Origin of the sequence: Pseudomonas sp. 2FE (assembly GCF_005503735.1) — a bacterium.
Lineage (GTDB): Bacteria > Pseudomonadota > Gammaproteobacteria > Pseudomonadales > Pseudomonadaceae > Aquipseudomonas.
On record NZ_SCMO01000006.1, the window covers coordinates 48,927 to 63,045 of the forward strand.

A 14,119-nucleotide genomic window follows, 5' to 3' on the forward strand; every position below is an offset into this window, starting at 1 on the left:
GCGCCGTTTGCCCGGCCTCGTCGAGCACGCCGAGCCATAGCGGCCGCGGGGTTATCTGTTATCGCAGAGCAAGATCAGCATGGCCGGCCCATCTATGCTTAAGCCGTCGCGGTCTCTTGCCGCAGTCCTGTCTGGTTAAAGGAGCACAGTCATGGAGCAGAAGATTCCTGTCCACGCCAACCCTGGCAAGAAATTGCGCGGAGTAAATCTAGGCGGCTGGCTGGTTCTGGAGAAGTGGATGACCCCCAGCCTGTTCGAAGGGTTGCAGGCCGTCGATGAAACCAGTTGGTGTGTCGAGCTGGGCCCACAGGCCACGGCAAGGCTGCAACAGCACTGGAACAGCTTTATCGGCCGCGAGGACTTCGTCTGGCTGCACGAGCGCGGCATCAATGCCGTGCGCATTCCACTCGGCCACTGGATATTCGGCCCGGCTTATCCCTATCACCGCAGCTACGGCGAAAACCGCCACCCCTTTGTCGAGGGCGGGCTCGAGGTGCTCGACCGGGCGTTTGCCTGGGCGGAAGAATTCCAGCTGAAGGTTGTCCTGGATCTGCATGCCGCCCCCGGCTGCCAGAACGGCTTCGATAACGGCGGGATCAAGGATGTCTGCGAATGGCACACCCAGGCGCACTACCGCGAACACTCGCTGAGGGTGCTCGAGCGCCTGGCCGAACGCTACCACGGCCAGCCCAGCCTGCATGCCATCGAGGTCCTCAACGAACCGCGCTGGGACGTGCCGACCGAATACCTGAAGCGCTACAACCTGGACGCCTACCAGCGCATTCGCCGGTACTGCAAGGCCGAGCAGGTCAGCGTGGTCTTCCATGACGGCTTCCGCTCCTTCGAGGAGTACCTGGGTTTCATGCAGGCGCCGGAATTCGCCAACGTGGTGTTCGATATCCACCGCTACCAGTGCTTCGAGCGCGGCGACATCGACAGCGATATTTACACCCACCTGCACAAGGCCAGCGGCCAATGGAAAACCGAAGCCGATGCGCTCATCGAGCAACTGGGGGTACCGGCCTATTGCGCCGAGTGGAGCCTGGGCCTCGACCTGAAGGTGGTCTCGCTCTGGGCGGAGGGGCCATTCAATCACGCCCTGGACAGCATGGACGGCTTCCAGCAGGACATCGCCTATCGCGGCTATGCCGCCGCCCAGTTGCTGACCTTCGAGAAGTACCTGGGCTGGTTCTTCTGGAGTTATAAAACCGAAACCACGCCGGCCTGGTGTTTTCGCGAATGCGTCCGGCGCGGCTGGTTGCCCTCAGGTTTTTCTTAGCACGCGAATCGGCGCGCGGTAGCCGAGGAACTTCTCTTGCGGCAGGTGCTTGAGCAGCAGTTTGCGCTGGTAGTAACGCTCGAGCCCGGTTTGAAAACTGATGGCCAGCAGCGTCGCGTTGGGCAGTTCATGGTGCAGCATGTCCATCATGTATTCCTCGCCCTTGGGGTCAAAGGCATTGGTCGCCTCTTCGATGAACACCCAGGCCGGCTGCTGCAGGAACAGCCGGGCAATGCCGAGGCGTTGCTGCGCGCGCAGCGGCAACACGCGATCCCAGTTATCGACCTCGCCCAGGCGCGGCGCCAGCCAGGCAACCCCGGCGCATTCCAGGGCATGCTGCATGGCACTGGCCGCGAAGGTATCCGCCGGCCGCGGATAACTCAGCACCGACTGCAAGCTGCCAAACGGCAGAAATGGCCGCTGCGGCAAGAAGCTGATCGCCGACCCCGCCGGCAGCCAGACCTCGCCATGCCCCCACGGCCACAAGCCGGCCAGCACCTTGAACAGGCTGATGGTGACCGCCGGATCGCCGGCAATCAGCACCCGCTCGCCAGGCTGGATCACCGCGTTGAGCCCCTCGATCAGAATCTGCCCGTCGGGGTTGGCGATGCACAGATCGCGCAGCACCAACTCGGTCTGGTTCGACTGCGCCAGGCTGATGCGATGCTCTTGCGGCTCGGCGGCCCGCGCTTCGAGCAGCAGCAGGTCGCCGTAGAGGCTCATCACCCGGTCCGCGGAAGCCCGGCAGCGCGCCAGCTCGGCGAGGTTATCGATCGGCCAGGAGAGTGCCGAGGTCAGCTGCTGGAACGCTTGCGCGGCCTGCATCAACACCCCCAGGCTCATGCTGCCGGCAATGTACTGGGGGGCCATGACCAGGATCGGGAACACCGGCAAGAGCACACCGTAGCCCGAAGAAAACGACACGATTCCCAGATAGCCGAGGGTCTGGCGGTACCAGCGGCGGCCCAGCTCGGCGAAAAACGCCGTCGAGTTCTGCCGCTCGACCCCTTCGCCCTGCATCAGCGCAATCGACTCGGAACTCTCCCGTGAATGCGCCAGCCCAAAGCGGAAATTCGCCTCCGCGGTTTGCAGCTTGTTGGTCGCATTGATCAGCGGACGCCCGAGCAGCATGCCGAACAGGGTGCCGGCGGCGGCGTAAGCAAACGCCAGGATCACCATGTAACCCGGCACCAGCAGGGCGGTACCGGGTAAGTGGGCACTGCCGGTAACCGTCAGCAGGATGTCGACAAAACTGCCGAAAATCAGCAGCGAATAGACTAGCGAGTGGGCCAGGGCGATCGCGCTTTCGGTGACGACGCGGATATCTTCGGCGATACGTCCATCTGGGTTGTCATGCTCACCGGCGGTCAACTGCAACTGATAGTGATGCCCGTGCGCCATCCATTGGTCGAGGACCTTTGCCGTCAGCCACCTGCGCCAGTCCAGCTGTAACCAGCGCTTGACCTGCATATGCAGCGCCGTAACGCCCATGGTCAGCAGGAGGATCAGCACGAAGGTGCCAATCTGCACCAGCAAGCGGTTTAACGACTTCTCTTCCAGGGCATCGAAGAGCGCGCGGCTCCAGTAATTCATCCAGATCACCAGGCCGACCTGGGCCAGGGTCAACAGCAGCAGTGCCAGGGTAAAGGCGCGCACCTTCCACTTCTCGGCGGAGTTCCAGTACGGCATGACCAGCCGCAGGAACTGCCAGGGCAACCTCGACGGTTGCCGCAGCTCTGCCGGCCCAGCCATTACTCGATCCCCCGCGCGGCGGCTGACGGTCGGCACAGTTGCGCCGCCAGAGTGGTAGCGCCGAACAAGCCCAGTTGCTCATTCAACACCACATGCAGCGGGATGCTCTCCAGCAACTCGCGCAGCGGCGGTTTGTTCACGAACGCCTCGACAACCGCCGGACTCTGCAGAAAGCCGAGGATTTTCGGGGCTATCCCACCACTCAGGTAAACCCCGCCGCGGGCCAGGCTGAGCAGCGCCAGATTGCCCGCGCAGGCGCCGTAGATCCGCGCAAACAGCGCCAGCGCCGCAGCGGCCAGCGGTTCCCCGCGCTCCGCCGCGAGGCTAATCGCCCGCGCATTCGGCGAGGCCTCGCGCAACTGCACACCCGCCCCGCAGAGAAACCCGTAGATGCGCTCCAGGCCAGGCCCGGACAGCAGCAGTTCCTGGCTGGCGCGCCCGTAAGCGCTCTGCAGCGCCTGGCATAAAGCCAGTTGCTGAGCATCCAGGGGGGCAAAATCGGCCAGCCCGCCCTGACTGGCTAAGGCCTGCCAGTGCGCGCCGCAGCGGACCTGCATGGCCATGCCCAAGCCGCTGCCGGCCCCGAGCAACGCCCGCACCCCGTCAGGCTCAGGCTGGCCCTGTTGCAAGGTGCACAGATCGCTCGCGGGCAAAGCCTCCAGGGCATAGGTTTGCGCGGCAAAATCATTCAACAGACGCACTGTGGGGATGCCGAACTGCTGGCTGATCAGGCTGGCATCGAGCTGCCAGGGCAGATTGGTCATGCTCACCCGCTGCCCCTGGACCGGCCCGGCGACGGCAATGCAGGCCGCGGCCGGACGTTCACCCGCGCCCAGGAACACCTCCAGCAGGGCAGGCAACCCGGGATACTCATGACCCAGAAAACTCTGCTGGCGAACCCTGCGCCAACCCGTAGCGCAGGGCTCCCCCAACAACAGGCGGGCATGCGTACCACCCACATCTACCGCCAGAAAAGTCATCAAACCCCCTATTGCTCAAGGCCAAAAACCTTAGGTTGCTCAGCGAATTCCGGGGAGCGCGTCGTCCACCCTACGAAACTATTCCTTCTCGGTCAGTGATATAGCCGCGGGGCGCAGCGGCGGTGTGCGCAAGCAAACGCGGGCGGTGACGGTGTTTGCTGCACCTTGAGCCCAGCGCGAGGCGGAGCCATAAGCTTCAGTCAAGCACACTGAACTCGATCCGTGCGGTTTGCCCGGATTCATCGAGCACGCTGAGCTGATAGCGACCGCTGCGTTCGAGGGGCTGGTTGATCGCGGTTTCCGCTGCGCTAGCGGCCAGCGGCGCGCCGTTCAGGAACCACCAGCGGTGGCCGCTGCCACCCAGGGCGGTGAGTTTCAGGCGCAGGGGTTCGGCGCTGGCAGCCGGCCGACGCAGGCTATCGCCTTCGCGCACGCCGACGATGGACAGCGGCGCCGCTGCCGGCGGCAGTTGCGCCGGGCAGCTGGGGTCCAGCGCCGGCAGACGCGCGTCGCGCCGTTCGCGCCGCGGCAGCCAGGGCTCCAGCGGCGCCGGCCAGAACGCCAGCTCATGGGCCGTGGCGCCGGGGCAACTGGCATCCACCCGTAGGCCTTGCGGGTTGAGCCAGACTTTTTGCCGCAGGCCCAAGCCCAGCGGTTGATCCTCGGCCTGCAGGGTCGGCGGCGTGGTGCCGTCGAGCGTCCAGGCGAAACGCTGGCGCCGGCAATTTGGGTCATCCTTGTTCAGCGGCTGGCCGAGCGGCCAACAGATCGCCGCCACGCCGATGCTCGGCGGCACCACCTCGACGGGCGTCGCGATGCCGCGCTGGCTGTCGCGGTTGACCAGTAGGTCGTGCACCTGCAGCAGCAACGGCGCCGCCGAGGCCAGGCCGAATTGGCCGGGCACCGGGGTGCCGTCCGGGCGACCGATCCAGATGCCGATCAGATAGCGCGGTCCCACGCCAATCGCCCAGGCATCGCGAAAGCCGTAACTGGTGCCGGTCTTCCAGGCCAGCACCGGCCGCTGCAGCAGCTGCGCGCGCGGGTCACGGTCCGGGCGCGCCTGGCCACTGAGAATCCGCCGCACTATCCAGGCCGCTCCGGGTGAAAGCAGGCGCCGTTCGCGCAAAGCATCCTCGGGTTGAAAGCGCAGCCGCGCGGTTTTGCCGGCGCGGGCGAAGGCGCTATAGCCGGTGAGCAACTCCTCCAGGCGGCTGCCGGCACCCCCCAGGATCAGCGCCAGATTCGGCTCGGCCAAGGGCGGCAGAGCCAGGGGCACGCCGGCGCTGCGCAGTTCGCCGGCAAAACGCTTCGGCCCATAGGCTTCGAGCAACTGCACCGCAGGCAGGTTGAGCGAAGTGGCCAACGCCTCACTGACCGACACCGCGCCGCTAAAGCCCGCCGAGAAATTCCCTGGCCGGTAGTCGCCGTAGCGCCGCGGCACGTCCTGCAACAGCGATTCGGAATGGATCAACCCGGCGTCCAGGGCCATGCCGTAGAGAAAGGGTTTCAGCGTCGAACCGGGCGAGCGCTGGGCGCTGACCATGTCGACATGGCCGAAGCGGCGCGCATCGCCGATATCCACCGAGCCCAGATAGGCGCGCACCGCCATGCTCTCGTGCTCGACCACCAGCATCGCCGCCGAGTTGTGCTCCGGCAGGCGCGCGCGCCAGCCGAGCAACAAGTCTTCCAGGCGCCGCTGCAGGGCTGCATCGAGGGTGGTGCGAATCAAGGGCGGGCTCTCGGCTTTATTCAGCCGCCGCGCCAGCAGCGGCGCCAAGCGGGGCTCCTGGCGCGGCGCCAGCAGCACCGGCTCCTCCAGGGCTTCCTTGACCGCCAGCTGTGGCCACACCTGGAACTCGGCGACGCGCTTGAGCACTTTGTCGCGCGCCGCCTGGGCGCGCTCGGGGTGGCGATCCGGGCGCAAGCGGCTGGGCGCCTGCGGCAACACCGCGAGCAAGGCCGCTTCGCCACGGGTCAGTTGCGCCGGCGGCTTGCCGAGGTAGGCCCAGCTGGCTGCCGCCACGCCTTGCAGCGTGCCGCCGAAGGGCGCGCGATTGAGGTAGAGGGTGAGGATTTGCGCTTTCGACAGGTGCCATTCCAACTGCGCGGTGCGCCAGAGCTGTCGCAGTTTGCCGGCGAAGGTTCGCGAGTGCGGCTCGAGCAGCCGCGCGACCTGCATCGACAGGGTGCTGCCGCCCGACAATACGCGCCCACCGCTGAGGTTCTGCCAAGCCGCACGCACCAGCGCCAGCGGATTGACCCCGGGGTGCCGATAGAACCAGCGGTCCTCATAGGTCAGCAGCGCCTCCAGGTAATAGGGCGAGACTTCCTCGGGTGTGATCGGGTAGCGCCAAACCCCCTCGGCATCGGCGAAGCGCCAGAGCGGGGTGCCGTCTTCGGCCAGCACCACCCGGGCCAGATCGTCGCCGGGCAACGGCAACGGGAACAGCCGGTCGGCGGACCAGAGCACGGCCAGCACCAGCAGCGGGCCGGCGAGCCAAGGGCGAGCCAGCCAGGCTCTCAACCCGAGGCTCACCGGAGCGGCTTAGTCATGGGCAACCCGACAGCCGACAATCACTAGATCGCGCTCGACCCCATCGAGCAGCGCCACCCGCGGCAACTGGCCCCAGCGCTGAAAACCCAAGCGCGCGAACAAGGCCAAACTCGCCGTGTTATGGCCGAAGATAAAGCCCAGCACGTTGTCCAGCCCCAGCGCTGGCGCAGTCTTTAGCGCCTGCTCCAGCAGGTACTTGCCCAGCCCCTGGCCACGCCAGGCTTGATCCAGATAGATGCTGAGCTCCGCCGTGCGCGCGTAAGCCGGGCGACCATAGAAGGAGGAGAAACTCAGCCAGCCGACGACCTCCCCGGCCTGCTCCACCACCCACAGCGGCCGCCGATCGGCTTGATGCTCGGCAAACCATTGCACTCGGCTGTGCACGCTGATCGGCTCAAGATCGGCGGTAACTTGCCGCGAGGCGATGGTCGAGTTGTAGATCGTCACGATCTGCGGCAGATCGGCCTGGGTGGCCAGTCGGTGGTGCCAAACCATAAGCAACTCCTGGAAGAAACAGCGAGCCGATCGTCGCTCAAGCGACACGCACCGGGCAAGCCCCGACAATACGGGCAAGGCGCCGGGAAAGTCCGTCTCGAGCGCGCCCGCGAAGCCCTAAGCCCAGGTACGCTAGCCGCCCTCGCGGGTCGACTAGCTAGCGTGGCCCCTAGGGAATTCCCTAGCAGGGCACACAGCCAAAGTCCCAGGCCATCAGTGCAAAGGACGACAACATGCAGGTAGAAGGCTTTTTCGATTGGCTCGGCCAGGCCCTCGGCACCCCGATCCGTTTTATCGTCGAAGGCTTGAGCGGCTTTCTGCAGCTGCTGGGCAATGCCGGCAGCCAGTTTATCGCCGGCCTCTCGCGCGCACTGGGCATCACGCCATCGCTGCTCAGCATTGTCGCGTTGGTGATCGGCCTGCTGCTGGTGTTCAACGCCGGGCGCGCCTTCATCCGCCGCGCGTTCATCCTGGGCACGATCATGCTGCTGCTCGGGCTGTGGTTGCTGAGCCTGCTTATCAGCTGACAGCCCTTGGGGTGCTCGCCCACAAAAAAGCCCGCAGTTCGATCATCGAGCGGCGGGCTTTTTGTCGAGGCGGGCTTAGCGCTCCTTCACCACCAGCGCCGCCGGGGCCTCACCGAGTGCCTGCCAGTTCGGCCGGTACATCGACTCCACCTGCGGCGGCGGCACGCGGTAGCGGCCGGGGGTCACGGCGCGGGCCAGGTAGAGCAGATGGGTGGTGCCGTAATCGCCCAGATCCAGCGCGGCGACATAGCGGTCGTCACGGAACTCCTGGTGTTTCAGGTTGGCGTTCTGCATCGACTGCTGCCACTCCTTCACCGCGCTGCTGGCGTCGGCCAGGCTGGCGGCGCTCTGCGCGAGGTTCTGGTTTTCCAGCTCGAGGCCGGCCGGCAGCAGGTCCACCACCAGGGCATCCGGCACCCGCTGCTGGGCTTCCACGGCGAGATGCACCAGCACCAATTCGCCACTCTGCAGCGCCGCCAGGTTCAGCGGCTGGCCCTCCATGTCCAGGTACTCGCGGCGGATGCTGAGGTTCTCGCCACCGACGGGCGGTGCGGCCAACGGATAACCGGAGAGGGTCAGCTGCTGGTAGAGCGGCTCGCTGCCGGCGTTGTGCAAGGTCAGCGGAGCGGCCAGCCCTGCCCCTTCCAGCTTCAGCGCCGGCTGGGCGGTGCTCAGCACCCGAGCAACGCCAGCGGTGCTCAGCTGCGCCGTCCAGTCGCGTTCAGGCTTGCTCAGCAAGCCACGGCCCGCCAGATACAGCGAGTTGCGCTCCTGGGTCGAGAGGTACTGATTGGCCGCCAGCTCATCGGCCAGGGCGAACAGCCGTTCCTCGCGACTGGTCGCCGCCAGGTCGTGCTCTTCCAGCAGGGCCAGGATCAGCGCCTGATCGCGCAGCGGGCTGCCGTAGTCCGCCAGCCAGTCATTGGCCTTACGCGCCCGCGCCAGGCCCGCCGCCAGGGCGTCGTCGGCGCGCGGCTGATCGCCCATCTGCTGCAGGGCTACCGCCAACTGCACCAACGGCAGGCCGGACAAGGCCTCGGCGCGGCGTTCATACAGCGTGCGCAAAGCCCCCAGCGGCGCCTGTTGGCTGCGCGCCAGCACGTAGCCGGCGTACGCCTGCACGGCGAAGCGGGTGTGTTCGGCGTTTTCGCTGTAGCTGACCTCGATCAGGCTGCGTTCCTGCAGGTAACGCAACAGCCGTTCGTTGGCCTTTTTCAGCGCCTCTGGCGGCACGGCGAAACCTTGCTCGCGGGCCCGCAGGAGGAAGTCGGTGACGTAGGCGGTCAGCCAATATTCCTCATCACCGTCGGCGCCCCACAGGCCGAAGCTGCCGTTATAGCGCTGCATGCCAAGCAGGCGTTCGACGCCCAGCTCGATCGACTGGCGCCGCTGTTCATCCGGCTCGCCAGTCAGGCCGAGGCGCTTGAGGCTGGCGGCGTCGGCGTACAGCGACGGATAGAGGCCGCTGGTGGTCTGCTCCAGGCACCCGTAGGGGTAGGCCTTGAGCGCGCGAATCTGCTCGCCGAGGTTCAGCGGCGGGCGGCTCGAGAGTGCCAACAGCGCCTCACGACCGGCCGGCTCGTAGGCATCGAGCGCACCGTCCGGCAGGCTCCAGGTTTCGCCCTTGAGCACCGCACGGAAGTGTTTGAGTAACGCTGGGTAAGCCGGACGAATGCCCAGCGTCCACTCGCGGGTAAAGGGCGGCAGGCTTTCACCGGGTAGCTCCAAGCCCTGCACCGTGACCTTGAAACGACCCTGTCCGTAACCACCCAGGGCCCGCACCGGAATGCGTAGGGTGATGCGTTGGCCCTTGCTCAATTGCAGCGGCGCCACTTGCCCGCCGGCGCTTTGCGCCAAGTCCAGTTGACCTTCGGCGCTCAGTTGCACGTCCAGTTGCTGGGTTTTATCGGTGAGGTTGCTCAGGTCCAGCGCCAGCGTGGTTTCATCGCCACCGGCGAGAAAGCGCGGCGCCGACAGCTCGGCGACCAGCGGCGCCGCCACCAGCGTTTTGCCCTCGGCCACGCCATAGCGTTCATCCGTCCAGGCTTGCGCCATCAGCCGCAGCTCGCCATTGAACTCGGGGATATCCAGGCTGACTTCGCCCTCGCCCTGTTCGTTCAAGCTCAGCGGCTGGCTTTGCAGGGCGACTATGGTGACGCTGGTGTCCGGGCGTTTGCCGCCCTTGGCCAGTGCCGCGTCACCGCCGAAGGCCAGGCTGGCCAAGCGGCCCTGACCGGCCTCGATCAGCTGACCATAGATATCCAGCTGGTCAACGCCGTAGGCCTTGCGCCCGAACAGGCTGGAGTATGGGTCCGGTGTCGGGTATTCGGTGATATTGAGGATGCCGACATCCACCGCCGCAACCAGCACCTGCACCTGTTTCGGCACGCTGCCATCGGCATTCTTGGCCTGCACTTTGACCGTCAGCGGCTGTTTGGGGCGCATCTTCTCCGGCGCCGTGAGCGTCAGCGCCAACTTGCGCGGCGCGCGCTCCAGTGGCAGATGCAGCAGGCCGACCGCCCGTTTGGGCGTGACCTTGGCCTTACGCTCACCGGGACGAATGATCAGGGCGCTGACATACAGGTCATGCCGCGCCCAGTCTTTGGCGATGGGGATGTCGAAGCTTTTGCCTTCGGCCGGCACCTCGATTTCCTGCCACCAGAGCGGCCCATCGCTCGACTCGACCAGCAGATAACCCTTGCCGGCCGACGGCGGCGTGACCCTGACCTTGGCCGTGTCGCCGTCGACATAGGCCGGTTTATCCAGCGCCAGCTTGACCTGGTCGGGGCGTACCGCACCGCCTTCGGTGTTGTCCTGCCAGCGGTAGCCGGCCCAGAAGCGCAGGCTGCTGACGATGCCGGTTTGCGGGTCTTCCAGCTCGACGCGATAAGGCCCCCACTCGACCGGGAAGCTGACCTTGGCGGTGCCGCCGGCCTGCACGCCGAGGGTCTCTTCGCTAAGGTTCAGGTACTTCTCGTTGTAGTGGTAGCTCCAGCCGTCGTTCTCGGAGTAGTTCCAGTAGTAATCGCGGCGCTCGCGAATCAAGCGCACCTTGAGACTATCGGCAGCCAGCTTGTTACCGGCCGGGTCGGCCACTAACAATTCGAATTCGGCCAGCCCATCGGCGTCGATCTCCTCACCCTCGAACAACCCCCGCAGCCCTGGCAGGCGCTCGGCCGGCCAGACCGGCTGGACGAGGCGCCGGGTGATCGGCCGGCCACCGGATTCTTGCAGGCTGGCCTGGAGGATCAACTTCAGCGGCGACTTGGCCTCGGCCCACTTGCTTGGGATATCCAGGGTGGTTTCGCCATCGGCGTCCAGGACGGTTTCGTCCAGCTCGATATCCTGGCTCAGTTCCTCTTCGGTCAGCGAGCCGAACTGGTAACCCGGTAGCGCCGCAACCGCTTCACGCAGGGGGCGCACATAGAGTTGCCCGCTCAGGCGATTACCCGCCGCCGGCGCGCCGTAGAGGTAGCGGCCGTTAACGCCGAACTGGGCGTTGTCCGCCGGCGCGAACGGCGTCTCACTGCCCTTCAGCTCCAGGGCCAGGCGCTCTGGCAAGAAATCTTCGACCAGGAATTCATACAGCTGCGGCTTGCCGTCGCCGAGATCGAACAGCAGTTGCCAGCGCCCGGTGGGGGCCTCACCAGCCAGTTGCAGTTGATATTGATAGAGGCCGGAAGCGTCCGCCTCCCAGACGAATTTGCGGCTGACTTGTTCGTCCGGACGGCGCACCTCGACGCTCACCGGCTGGGTTTTCACCGCGCGGCCATCGGCATCGCGCAGCAAGGCATTGAGCAGCACGGTTTCACCGGGGCGGTAGAGATCCCGCGGGCCGAACACGAAAAATTGCAGCGGGTGTGCCTGCGGCCCGGCGATATCGAACTCGGCCAGGTCCAACGCCGCAGCGTTTAGCCGCAGCAGGCTGGTCTGCTCACCCTGGCGGGCCAGCAGTACTTCGGCCTTAGGCGCCAGCGGCAGCTCGGCATGGCCGGCGCCATCGGTCTTGCCTGTGGCCAGTACGCGGCCGGAGCTATCCAGCAGGTCCAGCTCGACGCCGTCCAGCGCCTTGCCGCCCTCCAGGGCCTGGGTGAAGACGTCCAGGCGCTCCTGGTAGCGGTGCGCCGACAGGCCGATATCGCTGAGGGTGAAGAGCGTGGCGGGCTGCGAATAGGGGTAGGTGCCGGCGCCGCGCATCACCGCCAGGTAGACCCCGGGCTGCTTGAACGGCTCCAGCCCGGCAATCGGCAGCAGCAAGGTTTCGCGGGTGTTACGCGCGGGGTTCAGATCGAAGCGGCCGCCGTAGACCAGATCCGCCAGCGGCAAGAGCTCGCGGGCCTCCCAGGTGCCCAGGCTGGTGCCGCGCCCCCACTGGCTGAGAAAGGCCGGCAGGGCTTGCGGTTTGATGCGGAAGAACTCGACGTTGACCTTGTCGACGTTCAGGGTCAGCACCGGCAGGCCTTCGGCCAGGCGGGTCGGCAGCAGCGAGCCACGGCTGGCGAAACCGATGCTGGCCTCCAGGTCGCGGGTTTCCAGCTGGCTGATGAAGTCCTCGGCCAGCGTGGCGTCGTTCACCGCGCGCAGGCCGGCGTCCACCGTCAGCACCAGTTTGCGCTTGGGCTCCAGGTGGCGTAGGCGCAGCTCCATCAGGTTGTCGGACAGCTCCCAGGCGCCGTCGACCTTGCCGTTTTTGCTGTCGACCAGGTGCAGCTGCTCGGCGAACTTCTGCTCGGGATCGAGCGGCACACCGAAGCTCACCGACAGCGCGCTGGCGCCGTCCAGCTGGACCTCGGAGACGTCCACCACCGTCAGCTCGCGACCGGCGTAGCGCTTGGCCAGCGCTGCCGGGTCGGCGGCAGGCCGCGCCGCCTGCTGCACAATGGCGGCTGGCGGCTTGTTCGCAGTCTGCTCGGGGGTGGAAGAATCGCAGGCGCTGAGCAGGCTCAGGACCAGGGCCAGAAGCAATCCTTTCTTCGGCATCTAGGGCTCCGACATATCGGGGGAAACGGAAGCCGAGAACTATAGCCGAGCGGCACCGCTGATGCCGGTTAACCAGAGCACAGGTGGATAAGAAAAGCGTTATCCCAGCAGACGCCCCCAGGCACCTCAACACGCACGCGGCGGCGTGCCGCCCCTATAATGCGGCGTCCTCAGGAGCCCCTTCTTATGCTGCGCGACGCCTGGCAACACGCACCGACCCACCGACGAGTCTGGGCGCTGGCCGCGCCGATGATCCTGTCCAACCTCTCGGTGCCGCTGGTGGCGCTGGTCGACAGCGCCGTGGTCGGCCATCTGCCGCATGCCTATCAACTGGCGGCGGTGGCGGTCGGCGGTAGCCTGTACACCTTGCTGGTCTGGGCCATGGGCTTCCTGCGCATGGGCAGCACCGGCTTCGCCGCCCAGGCCGCCGGGCGCGGGGATGGCGGCGCATTGCGGCAGGTCCTGTGCCAAGGCCTGCTGCTGGCGCTGGGCCTGGCGCTGCTGCTGGGGTTACTGGCCGCGCCCTTTAGCGGCGGCGCCTTGGACCTGATGCAGCCCTCGGCGGAGTTGCAGCAACTGACCCGCGACTTTCTCGCCACCCGCCTGTTCGGCCTGCCTGCCGCACTGGCCAGCTACGCGCTGGTCGGCTGGTTTCTCGGCACGCAGAACGCCCGTGCGCCGCTGGCGATTCTGCTGACCACCAATCTGATCAATGTGCTGCTGGCGCTGTGGTTCGTCCTCGGCCTGGACTGGGGCGTGATCGGCGCCGCACGCGCCTCGGTGTTGGCCGAGTGGAGCGGCGCCCTGCTCGGCCTGGTGCTGACGCGCAAGGCCTTGCGCAGGTATCCCGGCCACGTCGACTGGGCCGCACTACGCCGCTGGCTGAACTGGCGACCCTTGCTGGCGGTGAACCGCGACATCTTCATCCGCACCCTGGCGCTGGAATTGGTGTTCTTGCTGATCACCGTACAGGGCACGCGCCTGGGTGACGCGACTGTCGCCGCCAACGCCCTGCTGCTCAACGGCTTGCTGCTCACCGCCCATGCCCTCGATGGCCTGGCGCATGCCGTGGAAGCACTGTGCGGCCATGCGATTGGCGCCCGCGATCGCATCGCACTGCGCCGCTCTCTGATAGTCGCCGGCGGCTGGTCGCTGTTGGCCAGCCTGGGTTTCGCGCTGTTCTTCCTGCTCGCCGGCCCGCTGTTTGTCCAGCTGCAAAGCGACATCCCCACGGTGCGCGCCACCGCCCAGCTCTACCTGCCCTACCTCGCGCTGCTGCCGCTGATTGCGGTGTGGAGCTATGTGCTCGACGGCCTGTTTATTGGCGCCACCCGGGCGCGGGAAATGCGCAACGCCATGCTGCTCAGCGTACTGCTCGCCCTACCACTCGCCTGGAGCCTGCAAGGCCTGGGCAATCACGGCCTGTGGCTGGCGTTTCTCGGCTTTATGCTGCTGCGCGGGCTGAGCCTCGGCGCGCTCGCCTGGCGCCTGAGCCGTGACGATGCTTGGCTTAGAGCGGCCCCCGCTTGAAAGGATTAGCTACGGCGTTTAC

The 14,119-nt window shown here is 66.3% G+C and carries 8 protein-coding genes; 3 read left to right on the top strand and 5 right to left on the bottom strand.

The genetic code is table 11. The annotated features are described in order from the left end of the window. The first annotated feature begins 151 nt into the window (after positions 1-151). Positions 152-1,279: a glycoside hydrolase family 5 protein gene (locus FFS12_RS11870; RefSeq protein WP_137887014.1), complete on the top strand. Its 1,128-nt coding sequence runs from the start codon at positions 152-154 to the stop codon at positions 1,277-1,279. On the opposite strand, the gene FFS12_RS11875 is transcribed toward FFS12_RS11870, so the two are convergent. From FFS12_RS11875 to FFS12_RS11890, 4 genes are all read right to left on the bottom strand, one after another. Further along, positions 1,265-3,031: an ABC transporter ATP-binding protein/permease gene (locus FFS12_RS11875; RefSeq protein WP_137887015.1), complete on the bottom strand. Its 1,767-nt coding sequence runs from the start codon at positions 3,029-3,031 to the stop codon at positions 1,265-1,267. The genes FFS12_RS11870 and FFS12_RS11875 overlap by 15 nt on opposite strands. Next, on the bottom strand, positions 3,031-4,011 hold the full coding sequence (gene glk / locus FFS12_RS11880; protein WP_137887016.1) for a glucokinase: 981 nt from the start codon (positions 4,009-4,011) through the stop codon (positions 3,031-3,033). Before glk ends, FFS12_RS11875 begins: the two co-directional genes overlap by 1 nt. 196 nt (positions 4,012-4,207) lie before the next feature. Continuing rightward, positions 4,208-6,535, bottom strand: coding sequence for a peptidoglycan glycosyltransferase PbpC (pbpC, locus tag FFS12_RS11885; RefSeq protein WP_256657374.1), 2,328 nt, complete (start codon positions 6,533-6,535; stop codon positions 4,208-4,210). A 21-nt stretch (positions 6,536-6,556) separates the two neighbouring features. Continuing rightward, entirely contained in the window at positions 6,557-7,060 is a 504-nt protein-coding gene (locus tag FFS12_RS11890) for a GNAT family N-acetyltransferase (protein ID WP_137887017.1), read from the bottom strand. A gap of 233 nt (positions 7,061-7,293) precedes the next feature. Between FFS12_RS11890 and FFS12_RS11895 the strand changes: the two genes are divergently transcribed. After that, positions 7,294-7,587, top strand: a complete 294-nt coding sequence (locus tag FFS12_RS11895; protein ID WP_137887018.1) for a hypothetical protein — start codon at positions 7,294-7,296, stop codon at positions 7,585-7,587. Positions 7,588-7,662: 75 nt separating this feature from the next. On the opposite strand, the gene FFS12_RS11900 is transcribed toward FFS12_RS11895, so the two are convergent. Further along, complete coding sequence (locus FFS12_RS11900) at positions 7,663-12,567, bottom strand: alpha-2-macroglobulin (RefSeq protein ID WP_137887019.1); 4,905 nt, start codon at positions 12,565-12,567, stop codon at positions 7,663-7,665. 186 nt (positions 12,568-12,753) lie between these two features. Between FFS12_RS11900 and FFS12_RS11905 the strand changes: the two genes are divergently transcribed. Further along, positions 12,754-14,097: an MATE family efflux transporter gene (locus FFS12_RS11905; protein WP_137887020.1), complete on the top strand. Its 1,344-nt coding sequence runs from the start codon at positions 12,754-12,756 to the stop codon at positions 14,095-14,097. Positions 14,098-14,119 lie beyond the last annotated feature (22 nt).

Bases quoted from the DNA above. Each gene is read 5' to 3' on its own strand.
- FFS12_RS11870 (WP_137887014.1), top strand. From the start codon at position 152: ATGGAGCAGAAGATTCCTGTCCACGCCAACCCTGGCAAGAAATTGCGC.
- FFS12_RS11875 (WP_137887015.1), bottom strand. From the start codon at position 3,031: ATGGCTGGGCCGGCAGAGCTGCGGCAACCGTCGAGGTTGCCCTGGCAG.
- glk (WP_137887016.1), bottom strand. From the start codon at position 4,011: ATGACTTTTCTGGCGGTAGATGTGGGTGGTACGCATGCCCGCCTGTTG.
- FFS12_RS11890 (WP_137887017.1), bottom strand. From the start codon at position 7,060: ATGGTTTGGCACCACCGACTGGCCACCCAGGCCGATCTGCCGCAGATC.
- FFS12_RS11895 (WP_137887018.1), top strand. From the start codon at position 7,294: ATGCAGGTAGAAGGCTTTTTCGATTGGCTCGGCCAGGCCCTCGGCACC.
- FFS12_RS11900 (WP_137887019.1), bottom strand. From the start codon at position 12,567: ATGCCGAAGAAAGGATTGCTTCTGGCCCTGGTCCTGAGCCTGCTCAGC.
- FFS12_RS11905 (WP_137887020.1), top strand. From the start codon at position 12,754: ATGCTGCGCGACGCCTGGCAACACGCACCGACCCACCGACGAGTCTGG.